This is a genomic window from Alteromonas portus, from assembly GCF_005117025.1.
In the GTDB taxonomy this organism is placed as follows: Bacteria; Pseudomonadota; Gammaproteobacteria; order Enterobacterales; family Alteromonadaceae; genus Alteromonas; species Alteromonas portus.
In genome coordinates this window covers 1-18,855 of sequence record NZ_SWCO01000011.1, presented here as the reverse complement: position 1 = coordinate 18,855, position 18,855 = coordinate 1, and the positions used below count along the sequence as shown (strand labels likewise).

Genomic DNA, 18,855 nt, shown 5'->3' with positions numbered 1-18,855 from the left:
GGTAAGACCCGAAGTTCACAGCAAAAATTTCTGCATCTATCGTGCATACATCACACTTCGCTTTTCACATAACACAGCGGATGTTTAAATGCCGTCGCCTGCCGGGGGGGCTGCTATTTATGCAAGGAAAAACACAGACGTCAGACCTTAACAAATGATCTTTTTTTAAGGTTTGCCCAGTATTGTTAGTACTGAAGGATTTATTTTGGTGCGCGATACACCTAAGCGTTTAAACGCCCCTTTACCTTATTAGAGGCAAAATTTAGCAAAGGGTTCCCGCCAAATATTCAATACAGGAACAGTAATGAACAAGCTACTATCCGCATTTTCTTTAGTTTCAATAGCCGTGTGTAATTCTGGCTTCGCTAATGCCGACGAACTTCCTTTCAATTTAAGCGGTCACGTCAGGGTGAACTATGGGCATCAAGACTGGCAAATTCCTGAGTTTAGAGGTGGTTTTGAGTTCGAATCATTCAAACTTGGCGTATCGGGTGAGTCAGACCAGTTTAGCTATAAAGCGGAATACCGTTGGTACGAAAATACCGATTTCGATACCGTTCGTTTTGCAGATTTGACCTATCACTTCAATGATCAAACCGAGATAACCGCAGGTATCACCCAAACCCCATTTGGTCTTCAACCCTTTGCCAGTAACAACTTTTGGTTTTCGGTAAATTATTATCTTGGTTTCGAAGATGATTACGATGCAGGGGTAAAAATAAACCACAATTGGGGCAACTGGGATTTTCAAGCCGCTTACTTTATGAATGACGAATACAATGATGCCGCTGAATTTGGGCGTTATTCGTTTGACGTAGCAGACGACGGTGAATATCGAAATAAAGAAGATGGCCAATATAATTTGCGTGCTAACTATTCGGCGAACTTTATTCGTGGTGCTACTACCGATATTGGTGTGTCGTATCAATACGGCAACATCTTAAACCTAGATACCTTAGATGATGGTGACATGAACGCCTATGCTGTTCATATGCGTCATACTCAGGGCGACGTGAAGGTAGAGTTGCAGTATATCGACTATGAATACAACCTAGCCGCACCAGAGGGACAGGCCGACGATCGCATAGCGCTATCTTCTTTCACCTTTCCGTTCTTAGCCGCTGCCGACGGCCAAACCTATTCAGCGAACCTTGTATATTCAGTGCCCTATAAGTTCACGCACATTGAATCGCTAACCTGCTACTCAGAATATAGCGTAGCGAAAGGCGAGGGGAGCGAAGGAAAGAACTCTTCGCAGTGGATAAACGGCTGTAGCTTTGGCTGGGATAAACTGTTTGTATATGTAGATAGTATCCAAGGCAAGAACATGTGGTTTTCAGGTGGCCCGGGCGTTGGGCTAGATTTAGGTGGCAGACAAGAAACTACTCACCGTTTGAACATCAACCTTGGTATTTACTTCTAATCACTCACAGGACTTTGACATGCGAACATTACTTATAGCGACATTTTTATTAGCGCTAATTCCGATGCAAAGTTTTGCCCATTCATGGATGAAACTACGCATAGCCACCACAGAATATGCCCCTTTTACGTCTACTGATATGCAGCATGACGGTTACATAAATCACATCATTGCCGATGCGTTTTTAGAAACCGGCGTTGTGGTTGAATTTGTGTCCTTACCTTGGGAGGAAGCGTTAGAAGCCACACTGAAAGGTGAATACGACGCTATTTCATACGGCAATTTTGTACGTGCTAGAGAAAGCGAGTTCTATCACAGTAACCCAATTAGTGCAGAAAGTTTGGTGTTTTATGTTAACGCTGAAAAAGGCCCTGATACTTGGGCTGAATTGAGCGACTTAAAAGACTTAAAGATGGGTATAACGGAAGGGTATTTATACAACGATGAGCTTGCTGCGTATATTGAGGGCAACGATAACGTTGTGGAAAGTGCTACCGACAAAGCAAATCTTGAGGCGCTGATAGACGGTAAGATTGATATCTTTCCCATTGATGAGCTTACCGGTTGGTATTTGCTGCAGCGTGATTTCAATAGCGGCGACCGTCGAGAGGTAATGCCTATTAAGCCATTTATTTCTACCGTCACCACACACTTACTGGTGCCTAAAGGGCAAGGTGACAGTCAGCTTATTTTGTCTTTATTCAATAAAGGTTTAGAAGAGCTAACGCTGGAAGGAAAATTAACGCGCTTCAAGCGTCTGCTGAAAGAAGGTTATTACCAGCATCCACAGAAAAAAGTGAATTACGACCGACGCTAACATAAAGCTTTGCGCTAAACGCAAGTCAATTCACGTTGTTTTAAATCGAAAACTAGGTTGCGAACCAGCAGCGGTTTGCAACCTAGCCACCTTTCTATTTTCCTACCGCTTAGTGCCTTTCCTGCCGTTTATTTACCTGATATGGTTAGCGGCTATTTTGAAGTGCTTACTAAGAGGTTGCCTTGTTGTACACAGCTGAAACATCGTTCTTTGCTCGCTTTATAGCCCTGTTAAAACTGCTTGGCCCGGGTGTGCTTATGGCAACGGCAGCAGTAGGAGGAAGCCACTTAGTGGCATCTACCCAAGCAGGAGCAAAATTTGGCTGGCAACTAGCGGTGCTTATACTGTTGGTAAACCTTCTTAAATATCCGTTTTTCAGGGCAGGTGTTAGCTACACTATCAGCACTAAACAAACGCTGCAGCAAGGCTATTTGGGTATGGGTAAACGATACCTAGCCATTGCGTTAGGTCTTAATAGCATTGCATCAGTAGTCAACGCAGCGGCTCTACTACTTTTTGCGGCAAGCTTATTGTCATACTTTATTCCTTTTGATATTGCCATATCGCTGTCTGCGTCAGTAGTGTTGGCTCTGATATTACTTATATTGTTGGCTGGGCATTTTGAAGGGCTAGACAATATTGCTAAAGGTATAATGGGTGTGCTTGTAGTAGCAACAGTTGCAGTATTTATTGTTGCCCTTAGTAAATATACCGCACCAGCGGTGCCAATTGAGGCTCAGCCGTCACCATGGACAATGGCCACATTAGGCTTTTTAGTGGTAACAATGGGGTGGATGCCGGCACCCATTGAAATCTCTTCCATCACCTCGCTTTGGCTAAAGCGTCAGTGCAAAGACCAATCGGTTACGCCAAGATCAGCGCTGTTTGACTTTAATCTTGGTTATGCGGTTACTGTCATCCTTGCGCTATTGTTTTTAGGGTTAGGTGCATTAATCTTGTATGGTAGTGGTACCGAGCTAAGCACAAGCGGCATAGGCTTTTCACATCAACTCATCAGTATGTACTCCTCAACCATTGGGCAATGGGCACACTTGCTAATCGCGATAGTGGCGTTTTTATGTATATTCGGCTCGGCGTTAACTGTATATGACGGCTATGCCCGGGTAGTCGCTGAAGCGATAGCGTTACTGTTTAATAAAAACAAAGATGCTCGTAATACACTGGTTACGCCGGTTCTTCTGCTCATGGCGGTATTGAGCTTTACCATCGTGCTCTTTTTTAAGTCAGCCTTATTAGCCATGCTAGGCTTTGCGATGACCTTAGCTTTTGTAACCACCCCAATGTTCGCATGGCTTAACCATAAGCTGGTGGCGCAAACTGAATTGCATCAAGATGCAGCGCCCAATATGGCGGTAAAACTGCTTAGTTATTTAGGGCTAGTCTATTTATTTGGCTTTTTAATAGTGTTCATTTGGTGGAAGTGGTTTAGCTAACGGCTTCATTTGTAAAAAGTTTTAAGTAGCAAGGGGCATTGGATTGTTCGCTAGTTTTTTACGAAAAAACAATGCCTGCTCACAATAGTTATCTAGTACAGATGAATTAGCTAATACAGCGCACCATTAGACTAGTAAATTAGTTGAATTACGCATACTTAACCATGTAATCAGGTAAGACTCATCTATACTTATCGCGATGCTGTTAAGGAGTGCGCGGGTAAGTGCGTAAAGTAAATCTGTTCCCATTAAAACATTCTTATAAATTCACACGTTATTTAGTGCTTGTAGCAATGTGTATAGTGATGTGGGGGTGCGCAAAAGATTCGCCGCGAGTTATACAATGGAACAATGCTTACGATATTGAACGGGAACTTCATCTTTTAGGTCAGCAGGAAGATCCGCGAGAGATTTACAGGCGTTTGCAAAGTATGAAGCAGCAAGCATCGCTGCAATTATCTCAACTTCGCCAAACAGGGCGACACGACCCGCTATTTATTGAGTGGCTGGAGTCGTTGCGAATAAGCTTGTCCTTAGCTCCGCTTTACGGCAACTCAATTGAAACGTGTAATGTATGGCAAAGCGCCATGGAAGAGGCGTGGGGAGTTAAAATAACAAATTTTAACGAGCGAGCTAAACTCGTGTGGCGAGTAATGGTGGCTACCTGCAACGCACGAGTTCGCTCTTTATAACGCAATAAGTTTTACTTAATGTAAACCGGGCGCGCAGCCGTTAGCGTTGCCACATTATCTTTAATCTGCTGAATCAGTGCACTATCTTCAGGTGCAGTTAACACATCGCAAATCCAGTGGGCTAGTTGTGTGCAATCGTCTTCACTAAAGTTACGCGACGTTACCGCAGGCGTACCAATTCGAATACCACTTGTTACAAATGGCGATTGAGGGTCGTTAGGCACAGTATTCTTGTTAACAGTAATGTTCACACTATTTAAAATAGCGTCAGCTTCTTTTCCCGTCATTCCTTTACTTACCAAACTTAGTAGAAACATATGATTGTCGGTACCACTAGACACCACATCAAAGCCACGTTTCATAAACACATCAGCCATAGCTCTTGCGTTAGTAACTACCTGCTTTTGATACGTTTTAAATTCTGCCGTCATGGCTTCTTTAAACGCCACAGCTTTAGCCGCGATAACGTGCATAAGCGGGCCGCCCTGAATGCCTGGGAAAATGAGTGAATTAAATTTCTTTTCAAGCTCAGGGTTAGACTTGCACATAATAAGGCCGCCACGAGGGCCGCGTAGTGTTTTATGAGTAGTAGTCGTCACCACGTGTGCCGCGTTAATTGGCGAGGGATAAACTCCCGCTGCCACTAGGCCTGCAACGTGGGCCATATCCACAAGTAAATACGCGCCTACGCTATCAGCGATGTCTCTAAACTTCTGCCAGTCGACCACGCGAGAATAAGCAGAAAAGCCAGCTACAATCATTTTGGGCTTATATTCGTGCGCCATCGCTTTTACTTGGCTGTAGTCGATTTCACCAGTTTCAGTGTTCAAGCCATATTGTACAGCGTTGTAAAGTTTGCCTGAGAAATTAGGTTTTGCGCCATGAGTAAGATGACCGCCGTGATCAAGACTTAATCCAAGAATGGTATCGCCAGGGTTCAATAGCGCCATATAAACGGCAGTGTTGGCTTGAGAGCCGGAATGAGGCTGCACGTTCACGTAGTCAGCTTCAAAAAGCGCTTTGGCTCTATCGATGGCTAGTTGCTCTATCTTATCTACCGCTTCACAACCACCGTAGTAGCGCTTGCTCGGATACCCTTCAGCATACTTGTTGGTTAACTGACTACCTTGCGCCTGCATGACGGCTTTGCTGGTGTAATTTTCCGATGCAATCAGTTCAATGTGGTGTTCTTGGCGCGTATCTTCCTGCGCAATAAATTTGGCGATATCTGGGTCTTGTTGGTCAAGGCGTTGATTAAGCGTATTCATGCTGGCTCCTAATTGTCGTTGTTGTGTATTCGATACTAGAAGTGCAAAATGAATAAATAAAATTAATAAAAAATATAGCGCTATAATTTTATTAAATGAAAGGTGTGTACTTTTGGCATGGCTTGGCGCGATTAAAGGTTAAGGCTTAGAGTTGTGCTAGTGAAAGGCTTGTGTTTCGTTGTAGCTAAAAATAAGGTGTAAAAGAAAGTAATGAAGAACCTGTCGATAGATTTTCTGCGCTCGTTTGTGCTTATTGCACAAACGGGAAGCTACACCCAATGCGCCGAGCAACTTCAGCGTACGCAACCAGCCATTAGTTTGCAGATAAAAAAGCTAGAGGAAATGATTGGTGAAAAACTATTTTCTCGCGATAAAAATCGCTTGGCATTGACTGGCGCTGGCAGCCGTTTATTGTCGTATGGGGAGAAAATTGTAGCGCTTAATGATCAGGCTATGGCCGAATTTGGAAAGCCGCAGGTTACAGGGAATATTCGGTTAGGCATTCCCAGCGAATTTAGCACCACGCTTATGCCCAAAATCATTCGGCGGTTTACCCAAACCTACCCTGAAATTTCGCTAGAGGTACATTGCGCCCTAAGCAAAGACCTGCTTAGCGAACCGCTTAAAAGCCAGTTCGATTTAATTCTTTCTCTGCAAGAAACACCTGATCCACAGCAAGATGGTTATATCATTTCAGATCAGTTGGTATGGGTGGGTAGTCAACGCTTTGTAAACAGCGTACCTGCAAAACTTCCTATTATTGCCGCACCGTCGCCGTGTATTTATCGCAAGCGAGCAACCAATCTTTTATCGGCTATCAAAAAACCGTGGCAGGTGGTGTATACCATCGCTGACTTAAACGGCATACAAACAGCCATTAATGAAGGGCTGGGCATAACTGTTCTTGCAAAAAGTTCAGTGCCGCCGGGGCTACATGTTTTGTCTAATTCTGAGAGTTTGCCCGAACTCGGGCATGTTGGCGTTTGCCTAGTTAACCCTCAAAAGGTGACATCAAAGGCAATTAGCTTACTTACGGAAACTATTACTAACGAAGTCGCAAATTTTTAAGAAGGGATGGATTGGAATAGCTAGCGCGCCTAGTTGATAAAAAAGTAAGCGCGCTAAAAGGAAATGAGGCTTTTCAATAAAAAGCCGCTTATGCCTTTTTAACAAATTGTGCAGTTAGCATCATTTCGCCAGCACCATCTACTTTACAATCTAGCTGGTGGTCTTTGGCATCTTTCACATGACGGATAACCGCTTTGGTGCCAATTTTAAGTACTAGCGAGCTGCCTTTCACTTTCAAATCTTTTGCCAGCGTAATTTTGTCGCCAGCCACTAACGGTGTACCGTTGAAATCTTTTGCAGAGACTTCTTCTTCTACTTCATTAGGATTCCACTCGTGACCACATTCAGGACAAATGAGTAAAGACTGGTCTTCGTATACATATTCTGATTGGCAGTGCGGGCAAGGGGGTAACGACATGTGGAATTCTCTTAAAATACTTAATTAAAGCGCTCGGGTCATAAAGTGGCTGTTGGGATCGAGTGAATAACTGCCAAAAGGGCCGCAGTCGACAAAACCAAATTTTTTATAAAGCGCTCTTGCCGCTAAAAAGTAGTCTTGCGTTCCCGTTTCTAAACTTACCGAACTAAACCCCTTCATTTTCGCATGTTCCAAGGCAAAAAGTAACAACTGAGAAGCCACACCACATCCTCTAAAGGGTTTAGCTGTGCGCATAGATTTTAGCTCGGCGCGTTGTTTATCAAGGGCTTTAATAGCAACACACCCTGCAAGTTGGTGCTGCTTCCATCCACTAAAAAAAGTTATGTTAGGGGCTTTTAGTGCATTAACATCTAATGCGTGTACGCACTCTGGCGGTGACGTAGCATACATGTCTGACAAATGCTCCTCTAAAAGCGCTAGCACCTCTCCCCCAGTAAGATCATCAATTATAATCTTCATGTGCTTTGTCCCTTAGTTTTTTAAATAGGTGGCTAGAAAGAGCTTATGGATTTAGCCATGTTATAAAAGCGGTCGTTTTCACTTCTAATAACAAAGCCTACTTTTTTATAAAGTGAAACTGCAGGGCTAATTTTGAAAACACGCAATGTGAGCGCGCTGGCGTTAGCTTTAAGTGCAAGTTTTTCTGCTTCTTCAATAGCAGCGCTACCTATGCCTTTATTTTGTGCACTTGGTATAACTTGGAGATCGCGCAAAATGCAGTCGCCCTGTTCAAATTGAAGGCGCATAACCCCCACGGTTTCGCTATTGAATTGAATGTCGTAATTAACGAGCTCAGCCGTGACCCCAAGCACTTTTTCGGTGTTCCAATCAGGCGCAAACTGAGCGTAATAATCGCGCATGTTATTAAAGGTAAATTCAGCGGCACGCTGTAAGTCTAAACACGGTACAAAAGTAATTTTCATAATGTTTTAGTTGTTTTTAAAATTATTACGCTTAGTTAGGTCTCTCTTAGATCACACATAATTATCACCTTACCAGGAAACGCCCCGTGAAAGGGGCACTAGAGTGCTACTCGCACGCAATGCTAGCTTGTTGTTTGCACCGTTGATTAGCTTCTTCTTCAGAGCTTGCGCCCAAACAAAAGTCTAGTCGAATCAGCTTTTCTTCATTTGCAGGCAACTTTCCTTCTACAAGTGTCCAGTCCCATTCCTTTATGACTTCAGCAGCAGGTTTTTCTATAACCTTTTTAGGTACCGAGTTAACTAGCGTAATGCGCTTAGTGGTACCTTTAGCATCGACGTTAACTTTAAAAATCCCGCATCCAGCAATGCCTTTTTGTGCAAGCTTCATTGGATAGCGAGGCACAACCTGTTTTTCTCTTAGCCACGTGCTTTCTGCTTGAGTGGGGGATAAGTGCGTAAGCTCTACTGTTCCATATAGGGTAGTGGCAAAGGAGTCAGCAGATAGTAAGCTAATTAACAAAAGCGAGGCTCTATAGAGCATATAACATTCCTTATTTTGTTTAGTGTATTTCCTAAGTTCTACGCTATCACGATTTATGTGTTAAGTAGACATCACTTAGCCGGTATGCCACGCCGTTGTTCCGATTTACGTTTTAATTCGCGAGCCATAGCTTGTGATGTGGGGTATCTCGGTAAAATCATCCACAGAATAATGTAGACGAGAACTGGAATTCCAGAGAGACAACTGGTAATTAGAAATGCTAAACGAAGCCCATTTTTTCGTAGACTGTAGTATTCAGCGATGCCTGAGCAAACGCCAGCAATGACTCCTGTACTACCGCGCGTAAGAGTATATGTTCTATTTTTCATATCAGATCCTTTGATTTAACTGAAAACTAAATACGGTGTTATATTTCGCTCGCCTCAGCTAACGAAACATTGTTATTGATCACCGCTGACCATTGCTCAGTAGTTTTCACTCTGGAGCCTCCTTCCACTAGAATCCCCTGAGAATCTATACGAGCGATGTGTGGTAGAGAACCGCTAAAATTAGCAAATAAGCGCTCTCGAAATGCTAACTTTGCGTCTGCCGATTTCCATACCTCTCCACTGAAACCTGTTCTTGCTAACATTCCCTCAAGGTCAGTCCAGTCTTCATCTAAAGAAATAGCAACCACACGAACGGATGGGGGAGCAGTTTCGATTACTTTGTTTAAGTTTTCTAATGCTTCATAACAAGGCGAGCACCACGATGCGAAAAAGTAAGCAACAACATTTTCACCTTCAAGGCTTTGAAAGGTGATGGGCTGTTTATCTATAGTGTAAAACATGTGCTCTTGAACAGGCTTTCCTATGAATGCCCTGGATGCTACGACTTTCTCTTCATATGTTTGACTCCAAGAACCGCATGAGAAAATAAGAAATAGCAATATCGAAACTTTCTTCACAGTGACCTCCTAATTGTCAAAGAATATAGCTCTCCACTAGGGAGAGATAATACGTGGGTTAATATTAACAGCGAAGAACGCAAGCTAAGCGTTTTTCGCTTTTTTCAGTAACTTGTTTAGTAATAACTACTCTAGTACTGTTGATTTTAATGACTACTATAAAGAACCAAAAGAGAGGCCCGAAAAATAACTAAACTTCTTTCACTACAACCAAGAATAAGCGGTTTGTTAGGGGGTTAACAAATAGTTACAGTAGTTCTCGGATAAATTATTTTTATATACTTCCATGTTATAGCAGCCGCCCCTTATTTTTTAATTAGCAAGCGAAATAAGCCGTTATATATCAAAGCCTCTACGGTGTAAGTAATCTATCTCTACCTCCATTTCATGAATTGTTCTAGTAGATTCTAAATTCAGACTGTCATGCATCAACTGTCGTTGTTTTTCGTAGTTTTCACTCATTTTTATGTCAGATGCTTTTCGGTACGTATCTTCGTTAGGCCACTGTGCATAAGCAATGAAAGCACCATTTTTGTCGCGATGTAGGCGTGAACCCAAGCTGCCTTTAAAAAGGTAAATGCCCTGTGTAACTTTTGGCCAAGCGGCTAGAAACTGGTCTTTACAGCCATCCTTGACTACAAATTCAAACATGACGATAAACATAAAATATCCTCCTTGATGTATAACATTTAAATAACGGGCGCATATATATGGGTAAAAATCGCGTAGCAGCCCTGTGTTTTTTCTCAGCGACCCGCACAGCGAGCGAACTTAATTTTCGTAGTGAATGAGTTAATGGCTAGCTGATACTACCACTGATGTTCCTTTCCAATAATTAATGACTTTTGGCATTGTGCGCATCGCAGCTCTATATGCTTAAAACCCTTTATAATTACCGAGACAACTGTTGATGCCATTGCTGCGGCGAGAACATAAATGGTTGAAGGTGCGAACATTACGAAACATATAAAGAGCAGAATGTTTGCTATAGACAGAATAGTAAGAAATACATTTCGAATGTCGTAAGAATACACATACCTAGCTTCGTTGTAGCAAGTTAGGCAACAGGCGATATTCTTTTTCTTCTGCTCTAGCTTCAAAAACACGGTTTACCTAACTTTTAAATAAGGAGGGTAGGCATGTGGGCATAAGGGCGAAGCGACCATGCGTATTAGCACCTCAGTGACCGAAGGGAGTGGCTTAAGCGTTTTGATATGTTTCATTGCTTATACTTCCTTGTATGCAAAAGTGCTGAAAGGTGAACCAATAGCAAGCCCCCTAAAACTAAGCCAAGCCAGAATTGAATCCTAAGAACGGATTTAGTGTCCTCAAAATATTGTTTTGATTGTTCTAATTCAAACCTCAGTAAACCAGCAACCACTTGACTATCCATACGATAGTTTGGTTTTACAACCATCTGTTCAAGTGCTTGTGATCTTTCCTCAATCATTTTTAGTTGCGTTCCTAAAGATAATGCATCTGCCATTTTTGATGGAGCTAAAAGGAAAAAAATACAAAATACTACTAGGAGTACAAAGGATGCCCATAAAAACTTTTGACTCATATTCATTCCTTGAAATATAACACCCGCTAACACATGGGCTAAAATTAGGAACGAAGTGACGCGCCCATGTGTTAGCGTCCCAGCGAGTGTTAATGCGCTTATAATATTCGTGCAGAAAGAAGTCTTTTGTTTTGCATCATTTTAAATAAAAAGTAGATGGTAATAATAGGACAAATAAACAGCGCTTTGTATGAAAAAGTTATTGGGTATGTGTCTGGTAACCATAGTCCGATAGCAATAGCAAAAAGAATCGAAGTAATGCCTAAACAGCAGAAGATCAAAAGGGAGAAGAGTGCAATTTTCAACAGAGTGGAGGGCATTGGAAAAATTGCTCTTTCAACGAGCTTATACCCTGCAATGAAGAATACAATTGTTACCAGATTTGCAAATAATAGATCCATCTAAGCATTCTCTTTAGCCCTAAACTTCAAATAAGGAGCGATAGCACGTAGGCATAATAGCGAAGCGGCACTGCGTATTAGCGCCTAAGTGTGCTTCAGCGCTCGACTTAATTTTTTTGTTATGTGCCATTATGCCCCGCGCTTGAAAGCGAACTTTCCCAAGACACAATTGCTGCGAAGATGTTTGACAGCACAATGACAAAAAAGCCTGCAGCAATAATAAAAATACCGCCTTTAATCCCACTAAGGCCTACACTATAAGTTTCTGTACTGCCGCTTATTGGTGGTGGGGGAAATAAATAATTGAAGAGCGTGGCAGCAATTAATGCTACTGCTATACCAATTAATACAACCCCGAAATAAGTGAGCATACGAGCCACGAATAACAATAAGCCTAGGTTTCTAGGCTTAATATTTGGGAACGGTATCAAACTCATAATAATTCCTTTTACTGATGTTTGGACGTTTTGATTAACTTATTTTGGCACATAACACCCCGTTAAGGGGTAAAAATACGTAGGCTACAATACCAAGCATAGCACAGGGAGACTACGTGTTTTTGTTCTATGGAGCGTCAGCGACTGAGTTAATGCGTTTGTTATGTTCGTTTTTCTCGAAGAGATATTTCACCCCTGTTGTTCTCCATAATTTTGAGGAACAGTTTTCTTGCTAGAGCCGATGGCTCATTTAAGCAGTTTGAAGGGTAATTATTCCAGATCTTGTTTAGTAACCAACTTGGTAACTCTGTACCTTCTCCATCCCACTCTTCCGTTAACCACCTAGCCAATATTTTCTCATGAGGTGCCATAAGATTCTGATATTTAGTTAAAATGATTAAGAGATGACTTTTCATAGAAGAACATAACATTAAGCTAAGCGGCGCAGTTGCGTGGGGCATAATGGCGAAGCCGCCTTGCGTGTATGCGTGCAAGCGAACGGAGGGAGTGGCTTATTTTTTGTTAGACACGTGTGTGAAATGACCTAGATATTTTACTTATAACAACCAAAACCATGCATCCGATAATAGTGAGAAAAGATGCCCAGATTGGAATCCAAATCAGAGCTAAAGCAGATGTTGAAGAAGTATGTGCATCAGTGAATAACGAGTGCTGCATTCCCCAATAGCCGTGCAGAATAAATGAAGTGTTGAGTAGCATTATAATCCAAATGCCCACTCGGCCAAATGCGGTAAGGCTCAACTTTGATATAGCAGCAAAAAGACCTAAGACGATAAATGGAATAGCTCTAAAGCCAGCAGAAAATAGATAACTATCAATTGTCGAATATTGAAACGTTCGCTCGACAGCTGAATTAAAATCTAGGTGTCCGACAAAAACAGCAAGCAAAAATTTAGAGAGGTATTCGTTGGCCAGTAAACAAAGCAAAACCAGAGTAAACCAAAAAAAACTTTTCATAAATTTCCTATCAAGTGCATAACTTTTAGCTAAAGGGCAAAAACACAATGCTATGAGCGCGCAGCGGCATTGCGTTTCAAGCGCCTTGTTATGTTCATTGCGCCAAAAATAGCACTGCATTTGAAATTATAATTATCTGTTCCGTTGTGTTTAAAGCTGCATCTAGATCCTTTTCTAAATAACTCGCAGCATTAGCACTTAATTGTTTTACTGCATCTGCACCGCCAGTTCTATATAATTTAAAAAAATTTACACATGCATTTGATGTTTTTAATTCGGTGGCTAAGCAAGTGTTGGCTTGAACTGAAAACTGTTCGATACTTGATATCAAGTGGCTATCCTCTGTGACCCTTTTATAATTATTTGCACATGAAAAAACGGACAATGCAGCAATCGATACATAAAATATAATGAGGTAAAATCTCAATATGCCCTCCTAGAACATAACTCTAAAATAAGGGGCGCAGGAACGCAGGGCATAACGGCTTTGTTAGCAGCTTACAAGCAGTCCGTGCTATTGCAAACTTATTAAGGGTGCTTGTTTATATTTGGAAGAATTTTGCTAATAAGAATTATAGAACTCAAATACAATATCCACACTATTGGAGCTATCTCAAATATCCAATTTGCTCGCCAAACAACGTTTAACTCACCAGTTTTATAAACAGAATCTCCAGCAGAATAGAACCACTGGCAAACTAGCAACAAGCCGATACATTGCAAAAATAACCTAATCGGATAAATAAACTTGCTTTCTTTTATACGGAGATACTCTTTTTTAAAAAACTTACTCATACATCACCAAAGTTCCATTTTTTATTTGTTCTTCTTTAATTGAATTACCGGGCTAGATTAGCTACCACAGTTAAAAAAACTGCATGGCTAAATACGTTTTTTGCTTTATCAATCTCACTCTCTAGATGCTTAGGATGCACCCAAACATCAGTTGCGTTGTTGGTGTTTTGAAAGAGGCTTAATCTATTACCGTGAACCTCAATTTTTACAACGCTCTCAATTGGAATAGTTTTTTTGCTTGCTAGAATGAACTGAAGCTTATGAGTTCGATTAATCAGTACCTCGTTTCCAATAATCTCAAAAAGTTCTCTGTTTTGATTCCTTAAGTGTAAAATAAAAAAATTGGACGCTAATGCAATCAATAGAATTAAAGATAGATTTTGCATTAAAAAAGAGAACGATTCTTCCATAATTTCCTCTGGTAGCTAACTTTTAAATAAGGAGCGCAGACATTTGGGGCATAATGGCGCAGCCGCCCCGCGTGTATGCGTCCCAGCGAACGTAGTGAGTATGTTGGATGGGTTGTTAGCTGCAATCACTATTCTGTCGCGTTGCTTGCTTGCACTTCTGCTGCTCTAACCTCTAACCCAGTATCTACTCTCGTAATTCGAGCGCCCGAAACTAAAAATGACGATCCATCCGAAGTGATTGTGAGTTGATAGCCCTTGCTCGAGTGATTTTCAATCGTTGAAATCTCAAACGGAACTGTAGCGGGAATAACCATAATCACATTGCCTAAGAACGTGGTATCTCTTTTATCCTGAGAGACAATCATTTTTTCCGCTTGAACTTCTATGCCTGGTGAAGCAGTGGTTGTTGATGTAAGAAAAACACTCGTGGCTAAACTGAAAAGTAGAGCAAAAGAGGTTATTGTTTTCTTAAGCACCTTGTTTGGTTGTGGGGATCTAAAAATTAGACTGTTAAAGTCAGTTTCAAATGCTGATGCTAGAGATTTCAGCGTTTCTATAGATGTGTTTCCTTCGTTCTCTACTCTCTGAATAGTGCGTAGACTTACACCTGAAACAAGAGAAAGATGCTGCTGGCTCCACCCTTTCTCTTTTCTGAGTTTAACGATTAATTTTGAGTTTATTTTCATTCCCATATTACTATTCCTTTATTTAACAAAGCTCTATCGTAAGGGAATAGTCCTCATTTTTGTTACGACAAACACACGCCAGTGCGACGTCAGTAGTACGCCAAGCAGCTAACGCCCATCTTTGTGTCTCAGCGAACGTAGTGAATGCCAACAGTTGTTTCTTAGGCCTTTGGTTCACCTTTTTCACTGGGCTTTCTACTGGTTTTTGCCTGTTTGGTGTCCCAGCCCGCCTGCGGGCGACATAATTTTTTTGTGAGGTACGTGTCTAAAAGAGGCATACTTGTTTTGGCTAAATCGGAGACTGAGAGTCCATCAATAAAACTACATGAGAGTTTTAATGAAACTAAGCACTGCAACTAAAAAAACACAAAGACCACAAATAGCTATAACGGCCCAATTAAAATACAGTACTGCCCGCCAACCGACAGATTTAAACCTAAAGTGCTCTCTATTCTGCTTTTTTAGCAATATTAATGAAGTAGGAATTACGGTAATGGAGTACACCGCAAAAACCATAACAAGCATACCGAAAAATCCCATAGTTGCCGCAGCACCAGTATAAAGAGGCGTATCGGCAGATATATCTCTAAAAAAGTACTTACCTAGCGCGACTACAAAGATAGGAAATAGTAAGCCGATAAATTGTAAGCCTTTGACAATCATTGAAGTACCTTACGCCCAACTTTGGGGCACAAATACATGGGCTAAAATCCGAGCGAAGCGACAGAGCCCATGTGTTGCTGTCTCAGCAAGCCTGCGAGGGGCTTGATGTGATTGCTATGCGCTATTGACTTACAACGCGCAAGTACCATAATTAGGTATATATTGGTATTTGGAGAAACCAGATGGCTAAAAACACCAGCATTACCCTTGGAGACCATTTTGATGGCTTTATTGCTAGCCAAATTCAAACTGGTCGGTATGGTTCAGCAAGTGAGGTGATTCGTTCAGCTCTTCGCTTGCTAGAAACACAGGAAACCAAATTAAACACTCTGCGTCAATTACTTGTAGCAGGTGAAGAAAGCGGCGAGGCTGAATACGACCTTGAGCATCTGATATCAGAGTTAGACGGTGAATTAAAAGAGTGAAACCATTTAAGTTAACCGTACTAGCAAAATCAGATCTAAAAGATATTGCATTGTTTACGCAACGGAAATGGGGTCGAGAACAACGAAATGTATATCTTAAACAATTCGACGATTCATTTTGGATGTTGTCTGAAAATCCTGATATTGGTAAAAGCTGCGATGAAATAAGAGATGGATACAAAAAATTTCCTCAAGGTAGCCATGTTATTTTCTACAAACAAACGGGCAGTCAGGAAATTTTGATCATAAGAATCCTTCATAAAAGTATGGATGTAAATCCTGTACGCTTTGGCGTATAACGCCCCCATAATGGGCAAAAAATTGTTGGCTAAAATCAGCGACGAAGGGGCAAAAGCCAACTGTTTTTGTCCCTGTTAATGCGCTTGTTAGGTATTCGACAGCTCTAAACTATCCGCAAGAACTTTTTCAAGCAAATGCTTACGATAATTTGCAAGTACCTGCTGCCGTTCTTCGTTAGTTTTTCGTTGTACACCATGAGCTATAAAAGCAGGCAAAATTTCCCACCCCATGAAGCCAAATATATCTTGATACAATCCATCAATTTTATTTTGATAATAAGCTGATTCTTCTTTTGAATTAGCGCCGCCCGTTGTGATTGAATACATAACTTTTTTAGGCTTTAGTTTTGCATCTTTGCCATAAGCAAAGCCTGAAGATAAAACCCTATCTACCCAGCCTTTCAGCATGCTCGGAAACGACCACCACCATAAAGGGAACTGAAAAATTAATAAATCAGAAGAAAGCAATTTGTTCTGTTCATCAGCGATAGTTTTAATAAATGTATTGTTAGCTAATGCTAACCGTTGGGCTTTGGCTAATTGAAAATATTCATCGCTTGGGAATGACGTTGTATCGTCTTTGCCAGCAACAGGATCAAAGTTTTGCTCGTATAAATCTGAAACGTTTACTTTGAATTTTTCTTTTCTGAACGTATCTAGAGCGACTTTATGTAACGCTAAATTAAAAGAGTGCTGCTCTGGATGAGCTACAACAAGATGAACTTCCAATGTACTTCCTTAGGCTACCTAATATCCCACTAAGGGGCGATAATGAATGGGCTAAAATAACGAGCGAAGCGAGGAAGCCCATGTGTTTGTGTCCCAGCGAACGCAGTGAGTGCCAACAGTTGTTTGTTAGACACGTACTTAAAGCGATCTCGAAATTTGTTTGCATATAGATACGTCACTAGCCCTAGCGCTACTATATTTTTCTCCATTTTTTCTGAAAACTAGCCTACAGCTTTGGCTTCTGCCATCCGGGTCGAAAGTTGATTTTGGATTATTCAATACTATGTGCTTATTTGCAGGGTATACATAGTGTAATTCGATAGTCCCACTCCCTTTGTTATCTAGGGCGTAAAAAACGTCAAGATATTGTTTGTAACCATAGTATGTACACAATATTGGTACCACAGGAGAAAACAAAATTATTTTATATAAGCTCAAAGCTGTATCGTATTTAACCTTATAAATTAGGCCAACAACGACACTTAAAAATGCCGCTGCAATGGAGACATTTCTGATGACCTCAAAATGAAAGAGAGGTATAGCGGGATCTGTTAATGTGATATCCATGACAAGTGTCTAACACCCGCATAACGGGCAAAAATATGTAGGCTACAATACCAAGCGAAGCGCTGGGAGCCTACGTATTTTTGTCCCTAGCGAGCGCAGCGAGTGTTGATGCGATTGTTATACGCAATTTGCCACACCTGTAGCGCATTGCTACAATGTGGTAATGAACTATTAGGAGACATATTATGGCAACCGCGAGCGTAAGACTAGACCAAGATCTAGTTGAGAAAGCTACCATTATGGGCAAAGCACTTAACCGAACTATGCCAAAACAGATTGAGCACTGGGCAAAAATAGGTGAAATGATGGAAGATAATCCTGATTTACCATACGAATTCGTGAAACAGGCAATTATTTCCAAAGCGGAAAAAGAGGCTGGAAAATTGGAGCCTTACGATTTTGGCTAAGATTACGAGTGTTTTACAGACAGCTAATTTTAAGAGAGCAGTAAAGAAGTTACATAAGAATCAGAAAAAAGACTTAGATAAAGCTGTAAAGGAACTGATGGTTGATCCTCTTCTAGGTGAACAGAAAAAAGGCGACCTTGCTTTTCTTCGCGTGTACAAGTTCAAGATGGTTAAGCAGTTAACCTTATTAGGTTACAGCTACGAGGACGGCACTGTAATACTTGAATTAATAGCTCTTGGTTCTCATGAAAACTTTTACCGCGATGTTAAAAACTTATTCTGACCAATTGCGTATAACGCTTCAAGAAGAGGGGCGCGTTAGCGCGTCCTTCTTGCTTGACTTGTTAGATTTCAAATTCACGCGCAAGGCTTGCTTAGCAACACGCTGCCCTAGGTATTTTGCTGACGCAAGATCTGCTTCGTGAGCGTCACCATTTGGTGAATGTGCAACAACTCCCAACTGGCAACCTAAGCGATTAACACCATGATCTTTGTAGCCATGTGCCGAATCTAAACCAACCCAAAGCATACCTTGTTGATTGGACAAAGTAACAAGATATTGAAGCGTACTAGTTTGGTCGCCATTCATTGCACTTCCGCAGGTGAATCCTGCCGCAAACTTTCCTGACCACTCCTGATGGCACCATAATTCACTTGTTGCGTCAGCGAATGACTTGAACTGTGCCGAGACTCCGCCCATGTATGTTGGTGTGCCAAATACAATAGCTTCGCAGTCGTTTAGCTTTGACAATATGTCATGGTTTACAAATCGACCCTCGACAATTTCATGGCCTCGAATTATATGCTCGATTACGTTGACTTCACCCGACGCCTTCAAACCAGCGAACGTAGTGAGTGTGTTGATTGGGTTGATAATCATTGAGCCTCCTCCCTATCAGCATAAACTGAGTTAATCCTAATAGGCGACCAAACCAAGGGAGAAAACTCAATGAACTTTTATA

26 protein-coding genes are annotated in these 18,855 nt (G+C 41.4%); 9 read left to right on the top strand and 17 right to left on the bottom strand.

The features are described from left to right. Positions 1-304 precede the first annotated feature (304 nt). From E5672_RS17835 to E5672_RS17820, 4 genes are all read left to right on the top strand, one after another. A complete protein-coding gene (locus tag E5672_RS17835) occupies positions 305-1,423 on the top strand; it encodes a porin family protein (RefSeq protein WP_136783479.1) in 1,119 nt (372 codons plus the stop codon). 19 nt (positions 1,424-1,442) lie between these two features. Continuing rightward, positions 1,443-2,240, top strand: a complete 798-nt coding sequence (locus E5672_RS17830) for a substrate-binding periplasmic protein (RefSeq protein ID WP_136783478.1) — start codon at positions 1,443-1,445, stop codon at positions 2,238-2,240. A 182-nt stretch (positions 2,241-2,422) separates the two neighbouring features. After that, positions 2,423-3,694 carry an NRAMP family divalent metal transporter gene (locus E5672_RS17825; protein ID WP_136783476.1) on the top strand — a complete coding sequence of 424 codons (1,272 nt, stop codon included), beginning with the start codon at positions 2,423-2,425 and terminating at the stop codon, positions 3,692-3,694. 224 nt (positions 3,695-3,918) lie between these two features. Continuing rightward, positions 3,919-4,386, top strand: coding sequence for a hypothetical protein (locus E5672_RS17820; protein ID WP_136783475.1), 468 nt, complete (start codon positions 3,919-3,921; stop codon positions 4,384-4,386). A gap of 11 nt (positions 4,387-4,397) precedes the next feature. On the opposite strand, the gene glyA is transcribed toward E5672_RS17820, so the two are convergent. Then, complete coding sequence (glyA, locus tag E5672_RS17815) at positions 4,398-5,654, bottom strand: serine hydroxymethyltransferase (protein ID WP_136783473.1); 1,257 nt, start codon at positions 5,652-5,654, stop codon at positions 4,398-4,400. A gap of 210 nt (positions 5,655-5,864) precedes the next feature. On the opposite strand from glyA, the gene E5672_RS17810 reads away from it, so the two are divergent. Continuing rightward, positions 5,865-6,722, top strand: a complete 858-nt coding sequence (locus tag E5672_RS17810) for a LysR family transcriptional regulator (protein ID WP_136783471.1) — start codon at positions 5,865-5,867, stop codon at positions 6,720-6,722. An 88-nt stretch (positions 6,723-6,810) separates the two neighbouring features. On the opposite strand, the gene E5672_RS17805 is transcribed toward E5672_RS17810, so the two are convergent. The 14 genes from E5672_RS17805 to E5672_RS17735 form a co-directional block, all read right to left on the bottom strand. Further along, a complete protein-coding gene (locus E5672_RS17805; RefSeq protein WP_136783469.1) occupies positions 6,811-7,140 on the bottom strand; it encodes a zinc ribbon domain-containing protein YjdM in 330 nt (109 codons plus the stop codon). A 24-nt stretch (positions 7,141-7,164) separates the two neighbouring features. Then, complete coding sequence (locus E5672_RS17800; protein ID WP_136783468.1) at positions 7,165-7,620, bottom strand: GNAT family N-acetyltransferase; 456 nt, start codon at positions 7,618-7,620, stop codon at positions 7,165-7,167. A 32-nt stretch (positions 7,621-7,652) separates the two neighbouring features. Further along, positions 7,653-8,084, bottom strand: coding sequence for a GNAT family N-acetyltransferase (locus E5672_RS17795; protein WP_136783466.1), 432 nt, complete (start codon positions 8,082-8,084; stop codon positions 7,653-7,655). 106 nt (positions 8,085-8,190) lie between these two features. After that, positions 8,191-8,625, bottom strand: coding sequence for an energy transducer TonB (locus E5672_RS17790; RefSeq protein WP_136783464.1), 435 nt, complete (start codon positions 8,623-8,625; stop codon positions 8,191-8,193). A 71-nt stretch (positions 8,626-8,696) separates the two neighbouring features. Next, positions 8,697-8,954 carry a PspC domain-containing protein gene (locus E5672_RS17785; protein WP_136783463.1) on the bottom strand — a complete coding sequence of 86 codons (258 nt, stop codon included), beginning with the start codon at positions 8,952-8,954 and terminating at the stop codon, positions 8,697-8,699. Between the two features lie 38 nt (positions 8,955-8,992). Beyond that, positions 8,993-9,532: a TlpA family protein disulfide reductase gene (locus tag E5672_RS17780; protein WP_136783461.1), complete on the bottom strand. Its 540-nt coding sequence runs from the start codon at positions 9,530-9,532 to the stop codon at positions 8,993-8,995. 336 nt (positions 9,533-9,868) lie between these two features. Then, complete coding sequence (locus E5672_RS17775) at positions 9,869-10,195, bottom strand: antibiotic biosynthesis monooxygenase family protein (RefSeq protein ID WP_136783459.1); 327 nt, start codon at positions 10,193-10,195, stop codon at positions 9,869-9,871. 556 nt (positions 10,196-10,751) lie between these two features. After that, a complete protein-coding gene (locus E5672_RS17770; RefSeq protein WP_136783458.1) occupies positions 10,752-11,096 on the bottom strand; it encodes a hypothetical protein in 345 nt (114 codons plus the stop codon). 520 nt (positions 11,097-11,616) lie between these two features. Next, on the bottom strand, positions 11,617-11,934 hold the full coding sequence (locus tag E5672_RS17765; RefSeq protein ID WP_136783457.1) for a hypothetical protein: 318 nt from the start codon (positions 11,932-11,934) through the stop codon (positions 11,617-11,619). A 522-nt stretch (positions 11,935-12,456) separates the two neighbouring features. Then, positions 12,457-12,912 (bottom strand): hypothetical protein, encoded by a 456-nt coding sequence (locus tag E5672_RS17755; protein ID WP_136783454.1) that lies wholly within the window; start codon positions 12,910-12,912, stop codon positions 12,457-12,459. 94 nt (positions 12,913-13,006) lie between these two features. Further along, complete coding sequence (locus E5672_RS17750; protein ID WP_136783452.1) at positions 13,007-13,243, bottom strand: hypothetical protein; 237 nt, start codon at positions 13,241-13,243, stop codon at positions 13,007-13,009. Between the two features lie 508 nt (positions 13,244-13,751). After that, positions 13,752-14,117: a hypothetical protein gene (locus E5672_RS17745; RefSeq protein WP_136783451.1), complete on the bottom strand. Its 366-nt coding sequence runs from the start codon at positions 14,115-14,117 to the stop codon at positions 13,752-13,754. A gap of 128 nt (positions 14,118-14,245) precedes the next feature. Then, complete coding sequence (locus tag E5672_RS17740) at positions 14,246-14,809, bottom strand: helix-turn-helix transcriptional regulator (protein WP_136783449.1); 564 nt, start codon at positions 14,807-14,809, stop codon at positions 14,246-14,248. Between the two features lie 315 nt (positions 14,810-15,124). Continuing rightward, the gene (locus E5672_RS17735) at positions 15,125-15,466 is read right to left on the bottom strand and encodes a hypothetical protein (RefSeq protein WP_136783447.1); all 342 of its coding nucleotides are present in this window, start codon (positions 15,464-15,466) and stop codon (positions 15,125-15,127) included. 182 nt (positions 15,467-15,648) lie between these two features. Here E5672_RS17735 and E5672_RS17730 point away from each other — a divergent pair, with 182 nt between their 5' ends. After that, positions 15,649-15,891 (top strand): type II toxin-antitoxin system ParD family antitoxin, encoded by a 243-nt coding sequence (locus E5672_RS17730; protein WP_014978218.1) that lies wholly within the window; start codon positions 15,649-15,651, stop codon positions 15,889-15,891. Next, positions 15,888-16,190 (top strand): type II toxin-antitoxin system RelE/ParE family toxin, encoded by a 303-nt coding sequence (locus E5672_RS17725; RefSeq protein WP_136783446.1) that lies wholly within the window; start codon positions 15,888-15,890, stop codon positions 16,188-16,190. Before E5672_RS17730 ends, E5672_RS17725 begins: the two co-directional genes overlap by 4 nt. 87 nt (positions 16,191-16,277) lie before the next feature. Here E5672_RS17725 and E5672_RS17720 read toward each other — a convergent pair whose 3' ends face one another. After that, positions 16,278-16,919, bottom strand: coding sequence for an NAD(P)H-dependent oxidoreductase (locus tag E5672_RS17720; RefSeq protein ID WP_136783445.1), 642 nt, complete (start codon positions 16,917-16,919; stop codon positions 16,278-16,280). Positions 16,920-17,671: 752 nt separating this feature from the next. On the opposite strand from E5672_RS17720, the gene E5672_RS17715 reads away from it, so the two are divergent. Together E5672_RS17715 and E5672_RS17710 are read left to right on the top strand one after the other, a co-directional pair. Then, a complete protein-coding gene (locus E5672_RS17715) occupies positions 17,672-17,893 on the top strand; it encodes a TA system antitoxin ParD family protein (protein ID WP_012518669.1) in 222 nt (73 codons plus the stop codon). Next, entirely contained in the window at positions 17,886-18,176 is a 291-nt protein-coding gene (locus E5672_RS17710) for a type II toxin-antitoxin system RelE/ParE family toxin (protein ID WP_136783443.1), read from the top strand. The genes E5672_RS17715 and E5672_RS17710 overlap by 8 nt, the downstream gene beginning before the upstream one ends. Before the next feature lie 18 nt (positions 18,177-18,194). Here the strand turns inward: E5672_RS17710 and E5672_RS17705 are convergent, their stop codons facing one another. Then, a complete protein-coding gene (locus E5672_RS17705) occupies positions 18,195-18,773 on the bottom strand; it encodes a flavodoxin family protein (RefSeq protein ID WP_136783441.1) in 579 nt (192 codons plus the stop codon). Between the last annotated feature and the right edge of the window lie 82 nt (positions 18,774-18,855).